This is a genomic window from Mycobacterium liflandii, from assembly GCF_022354805.1.
Taxonomy (GTDB): Bacteria; Actinomycetota; Actinomycetes; order Mycobacteriales; family Mycobacteriaceae; genus Mycobacterium; species Mycobacterium marinum.
Genome location: NZ_CP023138.1, coordinates 3568044 through 3592575, shown reverse-complemented (window position 1 = coordinate 3592575; position 24532 = coordinate 3568044). Strand labels below are relative to the sequence as shown.

The 24532-nt window shown below is 65.0% G+C and carries 18 protein-coding genes and 3 pseudogenes; 16 read left to right on the top strand and 5 right to left on the bottom strand.

What is annotated here, in order from left to right; all coding sequences use genetic code 11:
* Positions 1–7 precede the first annotated feature (7 nt).
* Complete coding sequence (locus CKW46_RS16120; protein WP_482053424.1) at positions 8–574, bottom strand: FKBP-type peptidyl-prolyl cis-trans isomerase; 567 nt, start codon at positions 572–574, stop codon at positions 8–10.
* Between the two features lie 85 nt (positions 575–659).
* Between CKW46_RS16120 and CKW46_RS16115 the strand changes: the two genes are divergently transcribed.
* The 6 genes and pseudogenes from CKW46_RS16115 to CKW46_RS16090 all read left to right on the top strand — a co-directional run bounded on the left by CKW46_RS16115 (position 660) and on the right by CKW46_RS16090 (position 4939).
* The gene (locus CKW46_RS16115) at positions 660–836 is read left to right on the top strand and encodes a hypothetical protein (RefSeq protein WP_153269205.1); all 177 of its coding nucleotides are present in this window, start codon (positions 660–662) and stop codon (positions 834–836) included.
* A 123-nt stretch (positions 837–959) separates the two neighbouring features.
* Positions 960–1898: pseudogene (locus CKW46_RS16110) on the top strand (ISAs1 family transposase); the annotation flags it as partial.
* Positions 1899–2426: 528 nt separating this feature from the next.
* Positions 2427–3263 (top strand): NAD(P)-dependent alcohol dehydrogenase, encoded by an 837-nt coding sequence (locus tag CKW46_RS16105; RefSeq protein ID WP_482052132.1) that lies wholly within the window; start codon positions 2427–2429, stop codon positions 3261–3263.
* A gap of 192 nt (positions 3264–3455) precedes the next feature.
* Positions 3456–3884: a cellulose-binding domain-containing protein gene (locus tag CKW46_RS16100; RefSeq protein WP_041299198.1), complete on the top strand. Its 429-nt coding sequence runs from the start codon at positions 3456–3458 to the stop codon at positions 3882–3884.
* A gap of 245 nt (positions 3885–4129) precedes the next feature.
* On the top strand, positions 4130–4333 hold the full coding sequence (locus CKW46_RS16095) for a ParA family protein (protein ID WP_238559607.1): 204 nt from the start codon (positions 4130–4132) through the stop codon (positions 4331–4333).
* Between the two features lie 132 nt (positions 4334–4465).
* Positions 4466–4939, top strand: a complete 474-nt coding sequence (locus CKW46_RS16090; protein WP_240274825.1) for a ParA family protein — start codon at positions 4466–4468, stop codon at positions 4937–4939.
* Between the two features lie 92 nt (positions 4940–5031).
* On the opposite strand, the gene CKW46_RS16085 is transcribed toward CKW46_RS16090, so the two are convergent.
* Positions 5032–5859 carry a DUF1906 domain-containing protein gene (locus CKW46_RS16085; RefSeq protein WP_012394648.1) on the bottom strand — a complete coding sequence of 276 codons (828 nt, stop codon included), beginning with the start codon at positions 5857–5859 and terminating at the stop codon, positions 5032–5034.
* A gap of 328 nt (positions 5860–6187) precedes the next feature.
* Positions 6188–7873: pseudogene (locus tag CKW46_RS16080) on the bottom strand (GMC family oxidoreductase).
* Between the two features lie 317 nt (positions 7874–8190).
* On the opposite strand from CKW46_RS16080, the gene CKW46_RS16075 reads away from it, so the two are divergent.
* Complete coding sequence (locus CKW46_RS16075; RefSeq protein WP_015355758.1) at positions 8191–8424, top strand: hypothetical protein; 234 nt, start codon at positions 8191–8193, stop codon at positions 8422–8424.
* Complete coding sequence (locus CKW46_RS16070) at positions 8414–8725, top strand: type II toxin-antitoxin system PemK/MazF family toxin (protein ID WP_015355757.1); 312 nt, start codon at positions 8414–8416, stop codon at positions 8723–8725. The genes CKW46_RS16075 and CKW46_RS16070 overlap by 11 nt, the downstream gene beginning before the upstream one ends.
* 753 nt (positions 8726–9478) lie before the next feature.
* On the opposite strand, the gene CKW46_RS16065 is transcribed toward CKW46_RS16070, so the two are convergent.
* Positions 9479–10438, bottom strand: a complete 960-nt coding sequence (locus CKW46_RS16065; protein WP_015355756.1) for a zinc-dependent alcohol dehydrogenase — start codon at positions 10436–10438, stop codon at positions 9479–9481.
* A gap of 76 nt (positions 10439–10514) precedes the next feature.
* On the opposite strand from CKW46_RS16065, the gene CKW46_RS16060 reads away from it, so the two are divergent.
* Together CKW46_RS16060 and CKW46_RS16055 are read left to right on the top strand one after the other, a co-directional pair.
* Complete coding sequence (locus CKW46_RS16060) at positions 10515–11114, top strand: TetR/AcrR family transcriptional regulator (protein ID WP_015355755.1); 600 nt, start codon at positions 10515–10517, stop codon at positions 11112–11114.
* Between the two features lie 20 nt (positions 11115–11134).
* Complete coding sequence (locus CKW46_RS16055; protein WP_015355754.1) at positions 11135–11467, top strand: YnfA family protein; 333 nt, start codon at positions 11135–11137, stop codon at positions 11465–11467.
* A gap of 46 nt (positions 11468–11513) precedes the next feature.
* Here the strand turns inward: CKW46_RS16055 and CKW46_RS16050 are convergent.
* Positions 11514–14750: pseudogene (locus CKW46_RS16050) on the bottom strand (LuxR C-terminal-related transcriptional regulator).
* A 287-nt stretch (positions 14751–15037) separates the two neighbouring features.
* Here CKW46_RS16050 and CKW46_RS16045 point away from each other — a divergent pair.
* The 6 genes from CKW46_RS16045 (at position 15038) to CKW46_RS16020 (ending at position 24489) form a co-directional block, all read left to right on the top strand.
* Positions 15038–16807 carry a hydroxysqualene dehydroxylase gene (locus CKW46_RS16045; RefSeq protein ID WP_252872293.1) on the top strand — a complete coding sequence of 590 codons (1770 nt, stop codon included), beginning with the start codon at positions 15038–15040 and terminating at the stop codon, positions 16805–16807.
* Positions 16758–19916 (top strand): MFS transporter, encoded by a 3159-nt coding sequence (locus CKW46_RS16040; protein ID WP_482053354.1) that lies wholly within the window; start codon positions 16758–16760, stop codon positions 19914–19916. The genes CKW46_RS16045 and CKW46_RS16040 overlap by 50 nt, the downstream gene beginning before the upstream one ends.
* Positions 19917–20329: 413 nt before the next feature.
* Positions 20330–21352: an AAA family ATPase gene (locus CKW46_RS16035; protein WP_117435551.1), complete on the top strand. Its 1023-nt coding sequence runs from the start codon at positions 20330–20332 to the stop codon at positions 21350–21352.
* A 109-nt stretch (positions 21353–21461) separates the two neighbouring features.
* On the top strand, positions 21462–23147 hold the full coding sequence (locus CKW46_RS16030) for a DHA2 family efflux MFS transporter permease subunit (protein ID WP_252872290.1): 1686 nt from the start codon (positions 21462–21464) through the stop codon (positions 23145–23147).
* Positions 23148–23200: 53 nt separating this feature from the next.
* Complete coding sequence (locus CKW46_RS16025; RefSeq protein ID WP_015355750.1) at positions 23201–23737, top strand: peroxiredoxin-like family protein; 537 nt, start codon at positions 23201–23203, stop codon at positions 23735–23737.
* 26 nt (positions 23738–23763) lie between these two features.
* Positions 23764–24489: a hemerythrin domain-containing protein gene (locus CKW46_RS16020; RefSeq protein WP_117435550.1), complete on the top strand. Its 726-nt coding sequence runs from the start codon at positions 23764–23766 to the stop codon at positions 24487–24489.
* Positions 24490–24532 lie beyond the last annotated feature (43 nt).

The window sequence follows — 24532 nt, the reverse complement described above, 5'->3', positions numbered from 1 at the left end:
TCGCGAATCAGTTCGAGGCGCTGAGGACCTTGATCGCGAAGACCAGTGTGTCGCCCGGACGGATGCCAGCGCTGGGCTGGCCGTCGGGGTAACCATCGGCGGAGGTCATTGCGACGGCAACCGTGGAGCTGACTTTTTGTCCCGCGATGGCCTTTTGGAAGCCCGGCACCACCCCATTGAGCGGGAAGACGACCGGGGCGCCCCGTTCGTAGCTGCTGTCGAAGACCGACCCGTCGCGCCCATTGACGCCCATGTAGCAGACGGAAACCCTCGCCGTACCCGGGACCACGGGGCCGTCGCCGGCTTGCAGCGTGTGCACCTGGGTTTGATTCACGCTGAACGGGGTCGACACCTTCACGACTGGAGCCGCCGTCTCGGTGGATCCGGTGACGGCAACGCTGCCGGTGGCCCCGTTGAGCGTCCACTCCGGCGTCGTGCCACTGGACGGCGCCGCGGTTGGACACGAAGCGGCGGCGGTTGCCGTTCCCGATGCGGCGAGCGGAACGCCGAATGCCGCGACGCAGGCGGCAAGTACAGCGGAGGAATAAACCCGGAAGGACTTCACGGCGCTCAGGCTACAGCCACTGGTCACCGCCCCAATTGGTAGCCCTGCCGTAGCCGACCAGGCGAAGCGGCGGCGCCACGCGGCGCATTGAGCTGTGTCCTTTGGAACCGCTCAGAAATGGCTGGGATTAGCGGGGTTCATCGGGCTCATCGGATTTGCCGGGTTCATCGGATTTGCCGGATTTGCCGGGTTCATCGGGTTTACCGGATCCATCGGGCTCGCGGGGTTGAGAGGACTGTTCGGCCCATACGCAGGGCTCCGGCGTTGTTGATTAGCAGGCTTGTGAGCTGGGTTGATGATCTTTGGTGCCGCGCTATTGGGGCCGGAGTGTAGGCACGGGCTATCTGGAGAACGATCGAGTTGGTTACTGTTCGTCGTTGGTCTGGAGTTGCCCGTGCCTACCGTTTCAGTATTGCCTGTGTCGTCGGTTCCAGAGGTGTTCGACCGCTGGAGTCCTGGTGAGCGCAGCGAGCTCATCGGATCGGAGTTTCTCGATGTGTTGGCCTCGGTGCCAGACCTGAGGGACCCACGCGGTCGGAGGTATTCGCTGATGGCTTTGTTGGCGATCGCGGTTCTGGCCACTGCCGCGGGGATGCGCGGCTATGCTGTTTTTGCCACATGGGCGGCCACCGCTCCCGATGATGTGTTGGCCTAATTAGGGGTCCGGTTCCGGCGGCCCAGTGAGAAGACCTTCCGCGCTGTTTTGTCTCGGCTAGACCCCGCCGACCTCAACGCCAGGATGGGCAGTTACTTCACTGCACACGTGGCCAGCAGCGACCCCAGTGGATTGGTGCCGATCGCGTTGGACGGCAAGATGCTGCGTGGTGCTTTACGCGCCAAAGCGACAGCCACGCATCTCGTGTCGGTGTTCGCCCACCGTGCCCGATTGGTGCTCGGTCAACTCGCTGTCGCCGAGAAAAGCAATGAAATTCCCTGCGTACGTGCCCTGCTCACGCTGCTGCCGGGTAGCTTGCGGTGGCTGGTCACCGTGGATGCGATGCATACCCAGGTCGTCACCGCGAAGTTGATCTGCGCCACCTTGAAGTCGCACTACCTGATGATCGTCAAGTCCAACCAAGCCAAAATACTTGCGCGTATCACCGCGCTGCCCTGGGCCGAGGTGCCCACAGCCGCTACCGACGACTCCCGCGGCCACGGCCGTGTCGAGACCCGCACCCTGCAAATCATCACCGCTGCACGAGGAATCGGCTTCCCCTACGCAAAACAAATCATCCGGATCACTCGTGAACGCTTGATCACCGCCACCGACCAGCGCAGCGTGGAGGTGGTCTATGCCATCTGCAGCCTGCCGTTCGAGCACGCCCGCCCTACCCAGGGCCCATACGGGCCGAGGTTGCATAGGGCATCCGCATTCGCCATGCAATCCGCAGGGTCAAACGGGTTGACCGGGTCCGCGCCGGCGGGGGCGGCAGCAATGAGGGCAGATGCGGCGCAAAAAGCGCCTATTGCCAATACTTTTCCAAAGCCACGGCGGGCACCAGAAAACGTCGTCAACCTCATCGAAATAATCCTTCTTTCTCTAGCGCCATCAAATAATCCTTCTTTCTCTAGCGCCATCAATGGTACCGAGGAAATCGATGCATATCGCACGGCGATCTTCCATGCCGTAAGTCCCGCCGGCGCCTGACCGACCCGAGACCCGGGGACCGGTCCGGTGTCACCGGTAGGGAACCCGTTTCACTAGCCTCTGGGGCATGAAGGCCATGGCGCAGCGAACGTGGAATCCGGCAGAACCGCTAGAACTCATCGAGCTACCCACGCCCGAACCGAAAGCCGGCGAAGTCCGGGTACAGGTCCAGGCGATCGGGGTCAACCCGGTCGACTGGAAGTCGACTGGAAGATGCGCAGCTCGGGCCCCCTGCGGCTGGCGGCACGCCTGATCGGACCAAAGCCACCGGTGGTGGTGGGGGTGGACTTCGCCGGAGTGGTCGAGGCGGTCGGTCCGGGCGTGACGCGCGCCGCCCCGGGAGACCGGGTGGTGGGCGGCACCAACTTCTCCCGTGGTCAGCGGGGTTCATACGCCGACACCGTGCTGGTGCGCGAGGACCAGCTCTGCCGCGTCCCGGACACGGTCGACATCGCAGTGGCCGCCGCCTTGCCCGTGGGCGGTGTCACCGCCTGGATGGCGGTCGTGGAGCTGGGCCGAATCCGGCAAGTGCCGCCCGCCGACCGGCGGGTGCTGGTGCTGGGTGCCTCCGGGGGCGTGGGCCAGCTGGCCGTGCAGATCGCCAAGCTGCAGGAGGCCTTCGTGGTCGGCGTGTGCTCGACAAAAAACGTCGAGATGGTCAAGGACCTAGGGGCCGACCTCGTTCTGGACTACAACCAGGGCGACGCACTGGCGCAGGCCAAGCCGCATGCCCCATTTCACGTCGTGATCGACTGCGTGGGCAGCTACTCCGGCGCCGGGTGTCGGGCACTGCTGTCTTCGCGCGGTCGCCACATCATGGTGGCCGGTGACGAGCCCAGCTCCGCCGTGCAAGTGGTGGTGCCCCCGTTCAAATCCAAGGCAATCCTGGGCAGACCCAACGGCGCGCGGCTGGAACCGCTGGTGGATGCTGTGGCCGCCGGCAAGCTGCGGGTGAGCATCGCCCAGAAGCTCCCACTCACCAGCGCCGAGGAGGCCCACCGGCTCAGCCAGACCAGCCGCATGACCGGGAAACTGATCCTCGAACCCTGAGATCGTCTGCCGGGCGCTTTGACTGTGCCGACGGTCAGTTGCGCGACAGTGCGGGGCCAATGCGGGGCACCCCGGGGCCCGACGAGTGCGGCGATGCCAACATCTCATGACGGTTTCGGTTGCGCAAAGGTACTGCAGCCCACCCGCGACGCAACGGCCAATATCGCTTTGATGTCTCTAGTGTTGGCTGTCATGGCCAGACTGGACAGCTTCGTGAAGCGCTGGCATACAGCGCTTCACGTCACTCTGTTGGCGTTGATGGTCGCCATCCCCGGACTCGCCATTAGCCCCGAGGCTCACGCAGCCGCGGCCACGGCAACGTTGACGGTGGAACATACGTGGCAGACCGGATTCATCGCGCGCTTCGCGATCACCAATGCGAGCCTGGTACCGATGAGCGACTGGCGGCTTGAATTCGACTTGCCGGCGGGAGAATCCATCTCGCACGCGTGGAATAGCACCGTCGCGCAATCCGGCACGCACTATGTTGTGAGCCCCGCGAACTGGAATCGCGTCATTGCACCTGGCGGTTCAGCTACCGGTGGATTCCGAGGAGTGTTGCTCGGCACGTACTCGCCACCGACCAATTGCATGCTCAACCGACAATATCGTTGCTCCTAGGAGCACTCCGAGGTCCAGAAGTCATCAGCCCTCGCGATGCGCCGGTGCAGCATCGGCGCTGGATGTGCCATGTCCTGCCTGGGCGTCCGACAGGAGTCGCCAAGTTGAGCTCGATGATCGGCTGTGCAGAATTCCGGCAACCTATAGGCTAACTACCGCGCGCGATGTCTGGCCATAGCGCGAACGTGACGGAGGGATGTAGCGCAGGTGAGTCAGGCACTCGGCGGAGGCACGCAGTGGTAGCCGTGTCGGCGCTGGTGCTTTCCGGCAAGGGCGGAACAGCGAAAACGCTTTGGCAGATGATGCTGGCAGGGGAAGCGTCGCGAGCCGGGATCTCGACCTTGCTGGTCGACGCAGACCCAGAGCGGAATCTGTCTAATCACTTTGGGGTGTCGCAGCATTCAACCGGCTTGGGTTCCGTCCTAGAAGATGCCGGAATCGACTTTTGAGGCAAGCCCGACCAGGGCGCCAAGCGGATACCCGAAGAGATTATTGAAACCACATGGCCCTCGGTGGATTTGGTGCCCGCCGGCGCTTCGTTAGGCCGCGTCGCGGGCATAGGCGTATCGGACACCGGGTTGTTGCGACGCATCTTTACAGTTGCGGGGATATTCGACCGCTATGAACTTCTGCTGATCGACACCGGCGGTCGCACCGGCTCTTTGGAAGCGCTGGCAATGCATCTAGGTGATGTGGCATACGCGCCGATCACCCCAACCCTCGATGCGGTACGGAAGGCCAAGGAGGCGCGGAACAGGGTGGAAAGTGTCCAACGAACACATCCACTCAGATGGTGCGGTGTTGGCTTGTCCGCCTTCGACAGTCGGATCGGCATCGAGCGGTCGATCCGGGAAAAGGCGTACCGCGAGTTTGGCGACGAAGTCCGCGCCGAGGTGCCGAGGCGTGCCGTCATAAATGAGGCTTTCCAAGGCGGCACGCGGCTCGGTGATTGCCACGACACCATCGCGACCAATCTCGCGCGAGTCTTCCAAGGCTTCCTGGAACGCGACCTGTTGGGTCGACCCGCTAGTACGCCCCCGAACGTGCAGCCCTGACGAATCGGTGGTTGGCGCAATAACACCGGTGAGGCTCTTGGGGTCTGTATGTCGCACGCGATGATGCCGAGCTCAGCGAACGCCAGCAGCGGCTATCGCGCATCGCCATTCCGATGCCCTTGATGGAGGTTCCACTGTCCGCAGTCCGGTGCCAGAACGTCGTTGACGTCGACTTCGAATCCGCCGACCCGCGGGCCAGGACTGGACTTGGTGCTCACGACGCGCTGGTAGAGAACGGCGGCCGGGTAGATCCGATGGCCGGACCAGGCTCGAGTTTGCCAGGCCCACCGGCGGCCGGGTGTGCCCGAAGATCCGATAACACCATCGGCCGCGGCCCACTGACACACATCGATTCCTCCGTAAACCCCGGTACGTTGAACCCCAAGAACCGAGTTGATTCCGCGAAACCATTGCAGCGCAACGCGGTTCCAGGTATCGCGATTGATGTCCTCATCGACCGTGAAGAAGACCGGCGCACCTTGGCCGCCGCCCGCGGCGGTGTGCAGCTGCCAGGCGGTGCGCGCATCCGCGACGCCGCCGGCATAGCCCCGCGTGAAGTCCGACGGCGCTGACCCACCCGGTTTGCCGTATTGGTAGTTACTGACTATCACCAAGCCCGCGGCCGTCAGTGAATCGGCGTAGCGCCGGGTAATCGGCTTAGCGCCAAACGATGAGCCGGGACGCGACAGCGAAACGTAGTTGACCACACCGCTGTAGCCGGCAGCTCGGATCTGCTGCGCCGGAATCTGATGCGCGGCGAAGTCGATCAGTCGAGGGGGAGCGGCGGCGGCCGCGGTGGGCATGCCGCAGGCCGCCGATGCGGCACCGAGCCCGGCCAACGCAGTCGTGTAGCGCAGCGCGTCGCGCCGGGAAATCGCTCGCGATCGAACAGCGCTGGGCGGCAGGGGCAAATTGTGCATCGCGCGATGTTAACGATGTGACTGCTGTTGCCGATAGACCTGCGCCAGCCGAAACGCGGGTGCGTTCCCAAATGGATACCAAGCGGTGACCGTTCGGCAATGGCCACGCCGAATGAGAACGCCTCGGCGTGTCGTTGGTGGGGCCGTCGACGTACGCTTCAGGTGGCGGCTACTGGTAACCCGCCATCTTCGGTTCTCTGCATAGTCATTCGGCCCAAGTGTCCGAACAGTCTCGAGTGTGCGTCCAAAGTGTGTCCAACGCCCGCGACTCCGAGCTGCCAAGTAATGCTTGGGCGTGGCGGTTGGGGACCACTCGGTATTGACCGACTCATCCCAGGATCGCCCGCGCTGCGCGCTCTGCGACCAGCATGACTGGCGCGTTGGTGTTCCCGGAAGTGATGGTGGGCATCGCCGACGCATCGGCCACTCGAAGACCGGCGACGCGGTACACGCGACAGTCGGTGTCGAGCACCGTGGCGGCCGACCTCGGCCTACCGCGTGCGTCAAAGGCTCCCATCGCGCAGGTGCCCACCGGATGAAAGATAGTTGTGCCGAGTTCGCGGGCCGCCTTCTGCAGGTCTTCGTCGCTCACCAGTTGCGGGCCGGGAAGCAACTCTTCTGGGCAGTAGCGAGCCAGCGACGGTGCCGCCATGATCTGCCGGGTCATCCGGAGGCCGCGCACGGCTAGTTGACGATCCTGGTCGGTGGACAGGTAATTGCAGAGGATCTTTGGCTTGGTCAGCGGATCTCCACTGGTTATGCGCACGTGGCCACGCGAGCTGGGTCGCAGATTGCACACCGAGGGAGTGATCGCTCCGAAACGGTGCAGGGGTTCGCCGAATTTCGGCAACGACAAGGGCTGCACATGCCACTCCAAATCGGGACTGGCCAGCGCGGGGTCGCTTCTGGCGAAGGCGCCCAGCGTGGAGGGCGGCATGGTCAAGGGCCCCGATCGCAGCAGTAGGTACTGAAGTCCCATGCCTGCCCGGCTGATCCAATTCCGGTACAGCGTGTTGACGGTCCGGGCGCCCCGGACCCGGTAGATCGTTCGCAGCTGCAGGTGGTCCTGGAGGTTTTCACCCACTCCCGGCAGGTCGACGGCCACCGGCACTTGATGCTCGGCAAGCAGCCCGGCCGGGCCCAGACCCGAGGCCTGCATCAGCTGCGGCGACCCGATCGCTCCGGCGCTCAGGATCACCTCTCGACGGGCTTGGACGTCGACGATTTGGCCATCTTTGAGCAGCCGCACGCCGGTGGCGCGGTGCTGAGCTGTGGTCCAGGCGCCGCGACGCTGATCGTCGTGAACCCGGTTGTCCACCAGTAGCTTTAAGGCCTGGGTCTGGGTGTAGATGGTGAGATTAGGCCGGTGGGCGACGGGATGCAGGAAAGCATCGGCCATCGACCAGCGCCGGCCACGCCGTTGGTTGACATGAAAGTACGCACTACCGGCGTTGTCTCCCCGGTTGAACTCGTCGATCGGAGCAATGCCCACCTGGGCAGCGGCGGCCTGCCAGGCGTCGAGGATCTTCCAATGCACCCTTGGCCGCTCAACGCGAATCTCGCCACCGGCGCCGTGCCAGTCGTCGGCTCCGCCGAAGTAGTTTTCCAACTTCTTGTAGATCGCCAGTGTCTCGCCGGAGCTGTCCGGGCCGCCCCAAAGCCATCGCTGGTCGCCGGTGGCCTGCGCCCATAGGTCGTAATCGCTGGCCTGTCCGCGCATGTGGATCATGGCGTTGATCGATGAGCAGCCGCCGATCACGCGGCCCCGTGCGTAGTGAATGCTGCGGCCGGCCAGACCCGGGTCAGCCTCGGTCGTGAAGCACCAGTCGGTGCGGGGGTTGGCAATTGTGTACAGGTAGCCCACCGGCACCTTGATTCAGAACCAGTTGTCCTTGCCGCCGGCCTCGATCAAGAGCACACGGTGATCAGGGTTGGCGCTGAGCCGGTTGGCGAGCAGGCAGCCCGCACTGCCTGCTCCTACGATGATGAAGTCGAATTCGGCGACCGGGCTCATTGCGGCATCGGTCTTCCATCTCATGCGTGTTCTGGTGTCACGCGAAGACAGCCCTATCCGCCGAGAGCGGGGTACGGCTGTCGGGTATCCGTCTTGTCAACCGGCAACTGCAGAATGCCATCTTCAGAGACATGGTCGTAGCGCGACTGTCTCAACGGTGTCCTCGTCTCCGTTGCAGCGGACGTGACCGATCGGAGTTCGCGGCCCTCAATGGCCCCCAGGTAGAGCCGAATGGATTCATCGTTGCCGCGGCCGGGGAGAGAAACCGCTCATGTGGCCCCCAACGATCGTCTTACAAAATGTCGTACACTGTTGCGATGGCTAACACCATCACCTTCAGGCCCGACGAAGACACAACGAAGGCGCTGGAGGTCTTGACCAAAGATGGAACTGCCGTGTCCGTAGCCGTTCGATCTGCTCTTATCGATGCCGCACGACGGAAGGCCAGCGCGGCGATTCGTGCCGAGGCGGAAAGGCTTGCTGAAGACGAGTCCGACCGCGCTGAGGCCATGCAGGTGCTCCGCGACATGGAGACGTTGCGTGCGTGGTGAGGTCTTTCAGTTGCGCGCCCCGCGGGGGAGTCGCGGCCACGAGCAGTCCAGTTCCCGCTACGCCGTCGTAGTCCAGTCAGATCAACTGCCCTTGTCGACCTGGCTGGTTGCACCAACATCCACGTCGGCTCGCGCCGCGAGCTTTCGTCCCGAAGTTGAAATCGCCGGCGTGAACACACGAGTGCTTGCCGAACAGGCCGCCGCGGTCGACCCAGGCCAGCTCGGCACGAGCGTCGGGTTCCTGAGCTTCGATGAGATGCGCCGCGTTGATGCGGCACTGCGCATCGTCCTCGATCTATGAGTATCCGGCAGCCTCTCTATAGCCAATGGATGCGAGGCCTTTTGGCCGACGCGGCGGGTGACGGCCGCTCACCACCGGTATGGCGGGCGAAAAGTCCTGCAACACAGCCGAAACGACGGGAGGAGCGGTGGCGAGAAACAGGTCAGGCGTTGATTCATCTGATGCAATATGCAGTGGTTAACTTGACATAATGTCACTTATCGGCACATTGGGTGGCATAGGGATCGCCACACACGTCTTGGTGACCGTCGCTTGTTGACACAGCCAGGTCTCCGACGTCGCCTGCCAACACCGCCACGACGACATCGACGCCGATGTGCTGCGCACGCACACCCCTGGGCACACGTTGACCCGGCGATGAATGACATGCCATTCCTTGACCACTCGGCCGCCTATGCCTACCGACCAACCGAAGTGGGCGCCCGACCTTCCCCGCGCCATGCGCACACGTTTTCGTCACGTGACAATAGCCAACGAGCGCATCTCCACAAACTATCGAGGCGATCATCGCGACGAGTCATCCCGAACGGACCGGCCGCGGATCCACACAACACACGGGACCGACCCGATTGCATGACCCCGCTTTGACCATCCGACCCGATTGCATGACCCCGCTTTGACCATCCGCGGATCTACCCCCCGTGCGTACCCCCCACCACCCAAAGAGCCCGCACCCGAGCCCCAGATCGAGGCCTAGCGCAGCACAGTTACGTCACATGACGTAATGGCAATCGATGGGCGAGATCCCCGAGCTCAATGGCCAGACGCGTCGAGTACGAAGATCGGCTTATGCCCGGCCTGCTTTGAGGTGAGCACCTCCGGCATCTCGTCCCATCCGTAGATCCCGGAGGTGACGAATTGGGGATGCAGCACATTCGCGGCAACCGCGTCGAGTGTCGGCGTCATGCTGGGCCGAGCGTGACCTTTGCCGTTGTGAAAATGGACTCCACGCATATATAGCTGCAGCATCGGCAACGCGACATCCTGGAAGTAGATGCCCACACTGTTGACATGTCCTTCCGGCACCACCGACCGCAGCGCCATCTTGAGCCGTTCGGGATCGGCAGAGGCATCCACCGCAAGATCGAAGTTTTTCTCCCGCTTGCCGTTGATGTCGGCGACTTCGGCTCCAAGTTGCTCAGCGACCGCCATCCGCACCGGGTCGTCGTCGTAGTAGACCGTGTGCGCACCAGCACAGTGCACCGCGGCGTCAACGCAGTAGAGCCCGATCGAACCCGTACCCCCGAAGACCGCCACCCGCGGGTCGGCGATCTCAGCGACCGTGGGCACCACCACTTCCCATCCCAGAGCTAGGTTGTCGCCGATGGAGGCCAGGTGCACGGGATCCACGCCGGCCGGCAGTGGCGCCAAGTTGTAGTCCGCGAACGGCACCCGAATCAATTCGGAGAACGTGCCACCCCACAGGCCGTTTACGGGCAGGCCATATTGCGCATCTCCGTAACGCAGGCATCGGGCGGGATGGTTGATACGGCACTGCGCGCACGTTCCGCAGGCGATATGCCACGCCACTCCCACTACATCGCCGATCGCGAAATCGGTACATTCGCTGCCGACCTCGACGACGGTACCCACGCATTCATGACCGAGGGCGAACGGTGCAGCCATGAGCGCGTCGCCCGGATCCAGGATGGTCGGAGCGTCGACCTCATCGAATCGCAACGTGCCGGGTGCAACGAAAGTCAGGCTCCTCATGGACACTCCTATAACGACCGTTATAACCTGGTGCCGACGCTAGACTATAACGATCGTCATAGCAAGGAGTACCGTCGTGGCCGAAGATTCCGGAAGACAGCGCATGGTCGCCGGTGCCGTAGAGATGATCAGCCGTCGTGGGCTCAACGCGACCAGCGTTCGCGAACTGGCCAAACACACTCAAGCGCCCCTGGGCTCGACCTATCACTACTTCCCCGGCGGCAAATACGACCTCGCGACCGAAGCCGTCCGGTGGGCCGACGACCTCACCGTTGGTGTCCTCGCCCGAGAGCTGGCGGCAGGACCACAGGCCGGTTTGTCGGCCTTCCTGGCGATGTGGCGAAAAATCGTGATTGACAGCAATTTTCATGCTGGATGCCCAGTCCTGGCGGTGTCAGTGGAGGACCTCCCCGAGGAGCATCACGCGCCCCGGAGTGCTGCAACCACCGCGTTCCAGCGCTGGACGTCAATGCTGGCCGATTCCCTGCGCGACGCCGGCGCTGCGGAGCAAGACGCACAACAGGTCGCAACTCTCATCGTGGCCTCCGTCGAGGGCACCGTCGCGATGTGCCGCGCCCAACAAAGCATCGCGCCGCTGGACCTCGTGACCGCTCAGCTCGGCCGTGCCATCGATGCCGTATTGCCCGGGGCCACGTCACCGGACGCCCACAGCTAGATCTCGTAGGGTCAGCCACCATGGTTGTGCGTTCAATACTGCTGTTCATTGTCGCCGCGGTCGCCGAAATCGGCGGCGCCTGGCTGGTCTGGCAAGGGGTACGTGAGCAACGCGGCTTGGCCTGGATCGGCGCCGGAGTCATCGCCCTGGGCCTCTACGGATTCGTGGCCACCCTGCAGCCGGATGCCCACTTCGGCCGGATCCTGGCCGCTTACGGCGGCATCTTCGTCGCCGGCTCACTGCTGTGGGGCATGGCCTTCGACGGCTTCCGGCCCGACCGCGCCGATATTGTCGGCGCCCTCATCTGCCTGGCCGGAGTGGGCGTCATCATGTACGCCCCACGCGCACACTAGATCGCGCCTAAACAAGCCGGAATGTCACTGCCCGGTAGCGCAATTCCTAGGAATGCTGCGCCGCTTGCTGAGCGAGTTGGACGCGGGAGTTGAAGCCGAGTTTGGTGTAGACGTGGGTGAGGTGCGTCTGCACCGTGCGCGGCGAGAGAAACAGCCGCTGGGCGATCTCCTTGTTGGAAAGGCCTTGCCCCACAAGACGTACCACGTTGAGTTCGGCTCGGGTCAGGGCCGCCCAGCCGCTTGTCGCCCGCTTTCTTTCGCCGCGGCGGTGTTGGAGGTAGTCGATCGCTTCCTCGGCGGAGAATGCGGCGCCGTGGGCCCAGGCGGTGTCGAATTCGTCAGTGCTCATCGTGGCGTGCAAGGCGGCTACCGACTTCTGATAGCCGGCGTCATAGATCTTGAACCGCATCGCGCCGATGCGCTGTCGGATGCCCTCGGCCGCGCCGTACACGCGAGCCGCCTCGCGATCTCTGCCCTGATCGGCGGCGAGCGCGCCGAGGCACTCGAGGATATCCGGCAGGCAGGTGCGCCCCCCGACGTCAGCCGCGCACGTGAGCGCTTCGTAAGCCGCACGTTCGGCTTGTTCCGGCTCGCCCTCGGCCATCGCCACCCGAGCGCGGGTGGTCAGCGCCAGCGCACGGTGCCACCCCGTCGTCACCGAGACGGCCTCATCGGCGCAGCGCTTGGCCCCGGCCACGTTTCCACAGGCAAGGGCGATCTCGGCCCGGAAGCTGTGCCAGAACATCGCCGCGTAGGGCTGCACACTCAGCTTGTGCCAGGCTAGGTCGCTTGCGTTGCGCGCCGTTTCGACGTCACCACCGGCCAGCGCCGCCAGCGCCACCGTCGAATAGCCCAGTCCCAGAGCATATTCGCTCGACTCGGCGGCACGCTCCAGCGCCGCCTCGGCCGCCGTCCTGGCTGCGTCGACGTCGCCGCGATAGGCCAGCGCGTCGCCGAGCCCCTTAGAGCTCAAAGAAGCAAGGTTTTCCGCTTCGGACAGCGCACCGAATTGCGTGGTGGCACCGGTCAAGTCGCCCTGCCAGAGTTGCGCGTATCCCAAGCTGAGCCGACACAGCCACGAATTGAACCGGTCCCCGATCGCATCGGCAAGATCGCGTCCTTCGGTACCGATTCGCCGTGCCGCAATCGCGTCACCGGCCACCACCGCCGCATTGCTCTGCCAGCTCAGAATCTGGCTCAGGCCCTACTGATCGTCCAATTCCTCAGCCAGGCTGGCCGCCTCGGCGAAATACTGCCCCACCGCTTCGGTGTGATGGCTGAAGCTCGCGGTCAATCCGCAGGCGGTCAGTGCCCGGACCAACGAGGCCGGGTCATCGAGCTCACGTGCGATCGCCAACGCCGCGGCGGCGCTTTCCAGACTTGTTGCGACGTCGACGAACATCGTCAGAACGGCCGCGTCGGCAAGCGCCCGGGCCCGCACCGTCGGGCTGACCTCGAGCACGCTCGCGCCGGCCAGGGCCGCATCAAACCAGCTGCGTCCCTCGCTGATCCGGCCCCGGACCAACCACAGCGGCTGCAGCCGCGACGCCAGCATCAGCGCCGATTCACCATCGGAGCTCTCCAACAACCACGCCGACGCGGCGCGCAGATTCTCTAGTTCGCCCTCGACCCGCGCCAGCAGGAAATCATAGTCGGCTCGCGCGGGTAGATCCAACGGGGCGACCACAGCCGTGTAATGGTCACAATGACGCGCACGCGCGATATCGGCCTCGCCGGCCTCACGCAGCTTCTCCAAGGCCAGCTGGCCTACCCCCTCGAACCGCCGATAGCGCGTTCTGCCGTTCGAGCTGTCGGCTACCACCAGCGATTTATCGACCAGCTGCGACAAATCGCCCAGCACGTCGCGGGGGTGCACGTCGCCGAAGGCGGCCACCGCTTGCGCCGCTTGCAGGTCGAATCCGCCAACGAACACACCGAGGCGGCGAAACAACACTCGTTCGGTATCGGTGAGCAGACCGTGGGACCACTCGAGTGATGCCCGCAGGGTCTGCTGGCGCGGGACGGCGGTACGCGCGCCGCCGGTGAGCAGCCGAATCTTGTCGTCCAGGCCCGCAGAGATCTCGGCCAATGACAGCGTCCGTACCCGCGCCGCCGCCAGCTCGATGCCCAGCGGCTGGGTATCCAGCCGTCGGCAGATCTGGCTCACGGTCCCCGCGTTGTCATCGGTGAGGGCGAAATCGGGTTGGGCCAGGCGGGCGCGATCGGTGAACAATGCGATCGCGTCGCCAACGGCCAACGGCGGCACCCGCCAGGTCACCTCGCCGGCGACCTTGATCGGCTCGCGGCTGGTGACCAGCAGCCTCAAGCCGGGGCAGTCGCGCAGCATGGCGCCCAGACGCGGGGCGCTGGCATCGAGTAGATGCTCACAGTTGTCGACCAGCAGCAGCATCTGGCGATCACCGAGGTGGTGCAGCAGCGTGTCCATCGCCGAGCGGCCGGGCTGGTTCGGCAGGCCCAGCGCGCGAGCCATCGTGATCGGCGCGACGGCGGGATCGGTGATCGAGCCCAGATCGACGTAGCGCACACCATCGACGAACTGCGCCGCCAGTTGGGCAACGACCTGTTCGGCTAGTCGGCTCTTGCCCACCCCACCGGACCCGATCAATGTCACCAGTCGGTTCTCCACCACCAGCCCGTGGACCTCGGCCAGCTCGCGGCCGCGGCCCACAAAACTTGTCAGGTGCACCGGAAGACCGGACGCGGCAGGGCTTTTCGTCACACAGAGCGGCGGGAACTCGTTGCGAAGGTTGGGATGGCACAGCTGCGCTACGCGTTCGAAGTGAATGAGATCGCGCAGCGGCACCAATCCGCGGTCGGTTAACCAGGCCTGCTCCGGAAGCTGGTTGATAACAATGTCCTTGGTCGCGGCCGACAGCAGCGTCTGGCCGCCGCGCGCCAGGTCCCGCAGCCGCGCCGTGCGGTCGATCGTCGGGCCGACGTAGGTGCCGTCGTCACGCGGCTGTGCCACCTCACCGGTGTGTATTCCGATACACAACCGAATGGGCGCCAGCGGCGCCTGCTGCAGCTGCAACGCGCACTCCACCGCGTCCTGCGCACGTCCGAACGCGACCACCAGGCTCTCACCGGGGGGCTGCTCGACAGCTCGAACACCGCCGTATGCCGACACGGCATCGGTCAGGATCTGATCCAGCCGTTCCAGCGCCGCACTGAGTTCGGTGGGTTGTGTCTGCCGCAGCCGCGCAGAATCCTCGATATCGGCCGATAGCAGTGTCACCGTGTCCGTCAGCAGCAACTCGTCCACGCTCCAGTCAATGACGGCCGGTCTGCAACGTCATCATCTTAACCAGCAGCTCAACGGCGATAGCCCAAATATCGGTCGAAGTACGTATGCACGGACGACGGCGCTCGCAAAGCTACGACCCCCGACCGACCGAGTTACGCGTTCCGACCGATTCCTTCGGGCAGCGCGCATGGGACCGTCGGATCATCCGCAATTTCCAGTACCAGCCCTGAAGGAATTCTGTCGTGCGTCACCCCGAAAAATCGCCAATCCCGCACGTGGTCATTGCCGGAGCAGGAATTGCCGGGATGGCTGCCGCGATGATCCTGGCAGAAGCCGGGGTTCGGGTCACGGTGTGCGAGGCGGCACCCGAAGCCGGTGGGAAAGCAAAGAGTCTGCGCCGCCCGGATGGTCACCCCACCGAACACAGTCTTCGGGTCTACCTGGACTACTACCAAACTCTGCTGACGCTGTTCTTGCGCATACCCACCGAAAGCGGCAAAACCGTTCTCGACAATCTCGTCGGGGTCAATGCGGTTCGCGTATACCGTCACCGCACCTTCGGTCGGGCCGCCGCCCCCGCTCCGGCGCGACGCCGGCGGACGACCTTCGCGTTGCTCGCCAGAGTGTTTGAGCCACTTGCACAATTCAGCCGGATGGTGGTGCGCAGCGCACTGGTCATCGTCGGCATGGCCTCCAGGGGAGTGTCACCCATCGATGCCATCCGCTACCTGCATGCACACGTGCGGCTGCTCTGGATGTGCCCAGAGCGACTGGCTGCGGAGCTGGCCGATGTCGCGTATGAGGATTATCTGCAACTCGGCAAGAAGGCCCCTCGCGCGCAGGCGTTCTTTTCAGCGTTGCCACGCATTTTCGTCGCAGCGCGACCTAATGCCGAGGCAGCCGCGATTGCACCGATCATCCTCAAGGGCCTGTTCCACTTCACCAGCCGACCGGCGGCCCTCAACGGCATTACCGCGCCGTCAATCATGATGATGAACGGCCCGACCAGCGAGCGCATGGTCGATCCCTGGATTCGGCACCTGCAGACCCTCGGTGTCGACCTTAAGTTCGACACGCGCATAGACGATCTCGAGTTTCGAGACGGCCGCGTCACCGCGTTGGTGTCGGCTGATGGGCGTCGGTTTGGCTGCGACTTCGCCGTTCTTGCCCTGCCCTATCTCACGCTGCGCCGGCTAGCCGAACGAGATTGTGTCAGCCGACATCTCCCTCACCTCACCCAGCAGCACGCGATCGCGCTCGAGTCATCGAACGGATTGCAGGTCTTCTTGCGCGACATTCCCCCAACATGGCCTGCGCATGTGCGACCGGGAGTCGTCGGTACGCACTTCGAAAGCGAGTGGGCGCTGGTTTCGGTTCTGCAGGGCGAAGGGTTTTGGGCAGATGTCGCGCTGCCCGCGGGCACCAAATACGTTCTGTCGATCACCTGGAGTGACGTCGACACGCCTGGCCCGGTTTTCGGTCGGCCGGCAAGCGAGTGCACGCCGGATGAAATCGCGACCGAATGTCTGGCCCAATGCGGCCTTGATCGCTCGCACATAGCGGGTTGGCACATTGATGATGAGCTGAAACACCTGAGCGAGAACGACTATCAAAGCCTGGCCAGTGATTTGCCTCCGCATCTGGCCAGCGCGCCGGCCCGCGGACAGCGCATGGTCAATCTGTCACCGCTCACCATTTTGCTGCCCGGTGCGCGCGACCGATCGCCACGCATTCGCACCGAGGTAGGCAACCTCTTTCTGGCCGGCGAGGCCAGCTATTCACCGGAGTTGACTTTTCTGGTCCCCACCATGGAGAAGGCCGCAAGCTCAGGCTATTTGGCGGCCCACAACATCCTCGGTGTCGGCGCTGCCGACGCCGCACCCGAATTACGGATCGACTTCAACGATCCCGTCCCATTCGCGGTTCTGCGACGGGTGGATCGATGGTTTTGGAACCGTCGCCGCCCTCCCGAATCACCCTGCGATCCACCCGGCGCAGCCTGCCCATCAGAGAACGGAGTCCCCCATGGCTGTCCAACCCCTGTCCCCCACCCGGAAAGCGCCCCCCGTCGGTGACGCGGAGCCCGATAGACCCGGGCGCCTTGGCGGCCCTCATTTCCGGCTTGGCCGGCGACGCCAGCCTTCCCCGGCCACGGTGTTGCTGGTAGCGGCCTTCGGCGCCTTCCTGGCGTTTCTCGACTCCACAATCGTCAACGTCGCGTTCCCCGATATCCAGCGGTACTTCCACAGCGGCATCAGCGATTTATCGTGGGTACTCAACGCCTACAACATCGTCTTCGCCGCATTCCTGGTGGCCGCGGGCAAGCTCGCTGACTTGCTGGGGCGCAAGCGGCTCTTCGTCTACGGCGTCGTGTTGTTCACCATCGCGTCCGGGCTCTGTGCGGCCGCCGACAGCGTCGAGCAGCTGGTTGCATTCCGGGTGCTGCAGGGCATCGGCGCGGCGGTGCTGGTTCCGGCGTCACTCGGCCTCGTCGTGGAGAGCTTTCCCGCCGAGCGGCGAGCCCACGGGGTGAACCTGTGGGGTGCCGCCGGGGCGATCGCGGCCGGTCTCGGCCCACCCATTGGGGGCGCGCTCGTCGAGGCGCTGAACTGGCGCTGGGTCTTCTTGGTGAATCTGCCGCTGGGCATCGTGGCAGTGCTGGCCGCGCGCCGGGCGCTGGTGGAGAGCCGGGCTTGCGGGCGTCGACGGGTGCCCGACGTTCGAGGCGCGGCGATGCTGGCCACTGCGCTGGGACTGCTGACCCTGGGCTTGATCAAGGGCCCGGACTGGGGCTGGTCCAGCCTGCCCGCAATCGGGTCCTTGGTGGCCGCGGCGCTGGCGATGATCGGATTTGTCATGAGCTCGCGAAACCACCCGACGCCGCTGGTGGAGCCGGCGCTGTTGCGCATCCGCTCGTTCGTGGCCGGCAGCGCACTCACCGCCATCGCGAGCGCCGGCTTCTACGCCTATCTGCTTACCCATGTCCTGTTCCTGAGTTACGTGTGGGGTTACACGCTGCTACAGGCCGGCCTGGCGGTGTGTCCGGCCGCGATCATCGCGGCCGTCACCGCGGGGCTGCTGGGCCGGGTTGCCGACCGGCACGGCTACCGCGTCATCATCGGCGTCGGCGCGCTGATCTGGGCCGGCAGCCTGCTGTGGTACCTGACCTGCGTCGGGACCACCCCCAACTTCCTCGGCGAATGGCTTCCCGGCCAGATATTGCAGGGCATCGGTGTGGGCGCCGCGTTCCCGCTGTTGGGCAGCGCCGCCCTGGCCGGGCTGGCCTCGGGCAGCAGCTATGCCACCGCTTCGGCGGTGACCGGAACCATCCGCCAGGTCGGGGCCGTAATCGGCGTCGCGCTGCTGGTGATTCTGGTGGGTACACCGGCGCCTGGTGCGGCTGAAGAGTCTCTGCGCCGCGGCTGGACGATGGCGGCGATCTGCTTCGTCGCCGTCGCGCTCGGCGCGGTTTGGCTGGGCCGCATCCGCCCTGCCCCCGCAGAGGCCGTCACGCCCGAATCCGTACCGCCGGCGCAGGCGCCCCTACCGCAGCCGAGCGTGGCCCCGGTTGTGTCGACTTCCCCCGATATCGACGTGCTGCAGGCCGTGCCCGACCTGCATCGCCACGCCGAACACGTTGAGCTGCAAGCGGGTTCGTACCTGTTCCGGGCCGGCGACGTATCGGACTCGCTCTACGTGGTGCGCAGCGGGCGCCTGCAGGTGATCGACGAACACGGCTTGGTGGCCGAACTGGGTCGCGGCCAGCTGGTGGGCGAAGTCGGGGTGCTGCGCGACGCGCCCCGCAGCGCGTCGGTCCTGGCGGTGCGCGACTCGTCCCTGCTGCGCGTGCCCAAGTCCGAATTCGCCAAGATCGCCGACGCGCGGCTGCTCGGTGTGTTGGCCTCGGTACTGGCCAATCGTCAGGTGCCGACATCGCGCACGGCTAGCCGGCCGCCGGCACGCGAGGTCGTCGTCGCGGTCATCGGTGTCGACGCCGGCGCGCCCGCGACGGTGGTGGCCACCGAACTGTGCGCTGCCCTGTCCCAGCGGCTGCGGGCGGTGGCCCCCGGCCGGGTCAACGCCGACGGGCTGGAGCGTGCCGAGCGGTCCGCCGACCGGGTGGTGTTGCAGGCGACGGTCGGTGACGGACCGTGGCTGGACTTCTGCGTGCGCGTCGCCGATCGGGTGGTGCTGGTGGCCCGGGACTTCTTGGCGCCTCCTCGGCGACTAACGGCCAAAGCACCGGGCGTCGACCTGGTCCTCACCGGCCCCTCGGCGGCTCCCGTGTACCGGCGGGAGTGGGAGGAGTTGATCACCCCGCGGTCGGTGCATACGGTTCACCCCGCAACGATTGCCGACGACCTGCGCCCTCTGGCCGCGCGCATCGCCGGCCGTTCGTTCGGGCTGGTCCTTGGCGGCGGCGGTGCGTTGGCGTGTGCCCACCTAGGCGTGTTGGAGGAGCTGGAGGCGGCCGGGATCACCGTCGACCGCTACGCCGGCACCAGTATGGGCGCGCTCATGGCGGCGCTGGCCGCCGACGGCGTGGACGCGGCCGGAGTGGACGCCTACATCTACGAGTACTTCGTGCGCAAGAACCACAGCGACTTCACCCTCCCGAGTAAGGGATTCCTGCGGGGGAAGCGCACCGAGGTCGCCCTGCGCAGTGCCTTCGGGGACCGGCTGGTCGAGGAGTTGCCGAAGCAATTCCGCTGCGTCAGTGTCGATCTACTGGCCCGCCAGTCGGTCGTGCACCGCAGCGGTCTACTCACCGACGTGATCAGCTGCTCGATGCGGCTGCCGGTGATGTACCCGCCGATGGCCCATGCGGGGTCCCTGCACGTCGACGGCGGCATCCTCGACAACGTGCCCGTGACCGCGCTCGCCGGGCCGGAAGGCCCGGTGATTGCGGTGAACGTGGCCGGCGGCAATCGGGACAGCGCTCCAGACAGTCGGCATGGTAAGCGGCTACAGGTGCCAGGGATCACCGATACCCTGTTGCGCGCGTTGACGATTGGCAGCGCTATGACCTCCTCCGAGGTACTAGCGCACGCCGACGTGGTGATTCAGCCCAATCCCAGCGGCATTGGGTTTCTCGAGTTCCACCAGATCGACCGCGCCCGTGAGGCGGGACGGATGGCTGCTCGCCAAGCGCTGCCGCAGATCATGAAGCTGGTGTTCCCGTGAACCGACAGGCCGCCAACAAATCCCCCCTGCCTGACGCACCAGGACGCCAGCGGGGTTGGGCGTGAACCACCCACCGCCGGTGGCACCGCCAGCAAACTGAGTGGTCCCCCGTTTTCGACGCCCGCCCAATCTTTTGAATGCTGCGCAGAAACTTGCCGCACCGTCAGAGATCGGCGTTTATCCTGGTGACCATCATGTTCTACCCCACGGTGGTGTCCTACGGGCTACGCGAGACTGCGCGCAGGCGCTGGGCGACGAGATAGTGCGGCGATGACGCAGATCTTCGGCGGCTACCCGCGGATGAGAGGCGTCACACGGCAGTTGCTCGGGCGCACCGTCGGGGAGGCGCCGACGGTTGGATCCGATCGGCCCAGCGGTAGGCCCGGAAGCCCCGTCACCGCGGGAGCACCCTCGTGACTCACGGCATGGTGCTCGGGAGGTTCCTGCCACCCCATGCCGGACACGTCTATCTCGGCGAGTTCGCAAGCCGATGGGTGGATGATCTGACCATCGTGATCTCGGTACAGGACGAAGACCCGATTTCGGGTACCCAACGATTTGCCTGGATGCGTGAGCTGTTTCCCTTCGACCACGTGGTTACCGTTGCCGTGGAAAACCCACAGCATCCGCCGGAGCATCCGTCGTACTGGGACATCTGGAAGCAGCGCCTCGAGCGGGTACTCCCCCGGCGCCCCGACTTCGTCTTTGCTTCCGAGCCTTACGGCGAGGACCTCGCCAAGGTTCTCGGAGCGCGTTTCGTGGCGGTCGATCAAGCCCGCAACATCGTTCCGGTGAGCGGAACGCGCATCAGAGCGGACCCGCTTGCCTACTGGCGCTACATCCCACGGTGCGTGCGGCCTGCCTTCGCGAAGCGCATCAGCATCATCGGCCCCGCATCCACCGGTAAGACCACCCTCGCACGAGCCCTCGCCGAAAAGCTCGGAACGACGTGGGTGCCGGAGTGGGCAAGGACACCGCGGGGGCTCAATCCCGACTCGCTAGAGGATTGGACCGAGATCGTTCGCGGACAAATCGCGTCGGAAGAGGCGCTGGCCCGCAATGCCGATCGCATCCTGATTTGCGACACCGGTCCCCTCGCGACCACCGTATGGGCCGAGTTCCTGCTTGGGCACAGCCCGCGCGAACTCGACTGTTGTGCCCGGCGTCCTTACGATCTCACGCTGCTCACCAAACCCGATCTGCCCTGCAACGCAGACCAGAGGGGTGGCCGGCCCGGCGATCGCGGCGAGTTCTTCGCGCGCTGCCAACACGCCCTGAAGACGGCCAGACGCCCGTTCGTGGTGGTCAATGGCGACTGGGACGAAAGGACGTCGACGGCTCTGCGCGCCATCGAAGAGCTCACTCCTGCGGTCCGCGTGAAGGACAGCGGTGTGGACCGCGCGGAACGCCAAGTTGGGGCGTCGCGCTCCCCGTGACAAATTCCATCACCCCCAGTCGGCGCCAACGGCCGGCTCTAGCTCCAGCGGCGGACGCGTCCCCGACCCCAACTTCCGGCGTGGCCCAAGGGTTCCGGATCCTATGGTGATGCGCCGCGCGGGCACCCCGCGCCGACCGAGATTACCGGACACTCATCCGGACAACCGAGACCAACACAGCTATCCGGACCGGCTGGACGCCGGACTGTGGCGGATTGCCGGCGTGTGCGTTCTGGGCTCGATCATGACCATGGTGGACACCAGCGTCGTCACCGTCGCACAGCGCACATTCGTCGACACCTTCGGTTCGACCCAGGCCGTCGTTGCCTGGACGATCACCGGCTACACGCTTGCGTTGGCTGCTGTGGTCCCCCTGGCAGGCTGGGCGGCCGACCGATTCGGTACCAAACGAATGTTCATGGGTTCGATATTGGTGTTCACCCTGAGCTCACTTCTGTGCGCGATTGCGCCAAACATCGCCCTGCTGATCGCTTCTCGAGTGGTGCAGGGTCTCGGTGGCGGCATGCTGGCGCCGCTGGCCCTGACCATCGTCAACCGCGAGGCGGGCCCCAAACGGGTTGGCCGTGTGATGGCCGTGCTGGGGATTCCGGGTGTGCTCGCTCCGGCTTTTGGTCCCGCCTTGGGCGGCTGGCTCATCGACAGCTATAGCTGGCAGTGGATCTTCTGGGTCAACTTGCCGGTCGGGGTGGTCGCGGTGGGTCTGGCCGCGGTCGTGTTCCCTCGAGATACGCCCGCACCGTCGGAAACCTTCGACGTCGTCGGGATGCTGCTGCTGTCGCCGGGCCTGCCGGCGTTTTTGTACGGGATGTCGGAAATCCCCATCTATGGCACCGTGGCCGATCGCCACGTGTGGGTACCGGCGGGAATCGGTATCGCCTTGATAGTCGGGTTTGTGTTTCATGCCCTCTACCGCGCGGACAAGCCCCTCATCGATCTGCGCCTGCTCACCAACCGCGCGCTCACCTTGGCCAACGTGGCGATGTTTCTCTACATCGTCTCGACTTTCGGCGCCGGGGTGCTCTTTCCCAGCTACTTCCAACAGCTGCTCGACCACACCCCGCTGCAAGCCGGGATGAGCTTGCTGCCCCGCGGAATCGGCGCCGCGCTGGCAGTGCCGTTGGCGGGAGCGTTGGTGGACAGACGCGGTGCTCGCGGGGTACTCGTCATCGGCGTCACGCTGATTGCCACCGGTATGGGCGTCTTCGCCTTCGGGGTCGCCACCCAGCGCGACTACCTTCCGATGCTGTTGATCGGTCTGACGATCCTGGGCATGGGCATGGGCATGGGCTGCACCAGGATGCCGCTTGTCGCGGTGGCAATGCAGAGCCTGGCCCCCAACCAGATCGCGAGGGGTTCAACGCTGATCAAAGTCAATCAGCAGATGGCAGCCGCGGTAGGCACCGCGCTAATGTCGGTGATCCTGACCAGCCAGCTCAACAATGGCGAAAATGCCTCCGGTGCCAGCAAGGCCGAGATCTTGCGTGAGCACCGACCCGGCGTCCCCCTTGACCAGCCCGTGTTGCACGAACTTTCGCGCGCGTACAGCGTGGTGTTTGTGGTGGCAGTCGTCCTGGCGGTGTTGGCCTTCATACCGTTGGCTTTCTTGCCGAAATGGTCGGCGCTGACCGCACTGAGCCAAACGTCGTCGCTCGAGCGCACGCCCGAACCCGACGCTGCACCCCATGGCCGGCAGTCGCCACCAGAAGACACCCGGCCCGGCGCCGGCCGCAACAGCTCATCGAACGACCTGACGCCGTCCGGGCCGGATGGCTGAATCATGCAGCGCACTGGGTACCCGGTGTCGGAAGCTCGTGGTTGGCTGGTTGCATGCGAAGAATCGAAGTCGGTGACGTTCTCGCCGCGCATCAACTCAGCGGCATCCATGACCAGACGGTGCCAGTGCCCGACCCGGATCACCTGGTACATCTACAGTTCCGCCGCTTCGCCGGCTGCCCGATCTGCAACCTTCATCTCCGGTCGATCAGCGGACGACACGATGAGATCGTCGCCGCCGGAATCCGAGAGGTCGCGGTGTTTCACTCCAGCGCTTCGGCGATGCGTGAGTATCAGGCGGAACTGCCCTTCGCGACGATCGCCGACCCCGCCAAAGAGCTCTACCGCGAGTTCGGTGTCGAGTCCTCGCCGAAAGCCGTGCTAAGCCCACGGGCCTGGATGGCCGCGAGCCGGGGAATGAAGGGCCAATCGTGGCGCGGCGCCGCGGGGATCGGTGAGGGACACTTGGGACTTCCGGCCGACTTCCTCATCGGTTCAGACGGCCGGGTGCTGGCCACCAAATATGGAAACCACGCCGACGATCAGTGGTCGGTAGACGAACTATTGGACCTGGCCGCCTCCTCCCGCTGAGGCGGCTGGTCACGAGAGGTGCGATCGTGATCGATGAGCCACACCGGCCCCTGAGCCGCCGTCGCCTCTTCGGAATCGCGATGCCCGTAACCGGTGCGATCGCCCTGTCGGCTTGCACCGGTTCACCGCGCAAGCCAGCCGACGCGGGCGCATCCTCATCCGAGCAGGTGACCGTCACCGCTCCCGAAGACCTGATGCGCGAGCACGGGGTCCTCAAACGAATCTTGCTGATCTACCGAGAAGGGATCCACCGCCTGCAAGTTGGCGATCCGGCTCCCACACAAGAACTCAACGCCAGCGCTCAGATAATCCGAGCGTTCGTCGAGAACTATGACGAAGCCCTCGAAGAACGATATGTCTTTCCCATGCTGGAGCAGGCCGGAAAATTCACCGACACCACTTCCGTACTGCGCACCCAGCACCAACGAGGCCGGGGAGTCACCGACCGGATTCTCGCCGCTACCGCCGCAGCGGGTAGCGCGCCCGGCCAGCCAGGGCGAGACGCCCTGGTCCGGGATATGACGGCGTTCATCCGAATGTACGAGCCGCACGAGGCACGCGAAGACACCGTCATCTTTCCGGCGTTGCGGGACGTGATGCCGGCCGGAGAGTTCCGCGACCTGGCCGAGGTGTTCGAAGACGAGGAGCACCGGCAGTTCGGCCAGGCCGGTTTTCAAGGGGTGGTCGACCAGGTCGCCGATGTCGAGAAAGCCCTCGGCATCTACGAGCTGGGCCAATTCACGGCCAGCTAGCCCCGCCTGCGCAACGCCTGCCGCCCTGCACCGAAATCGCCCT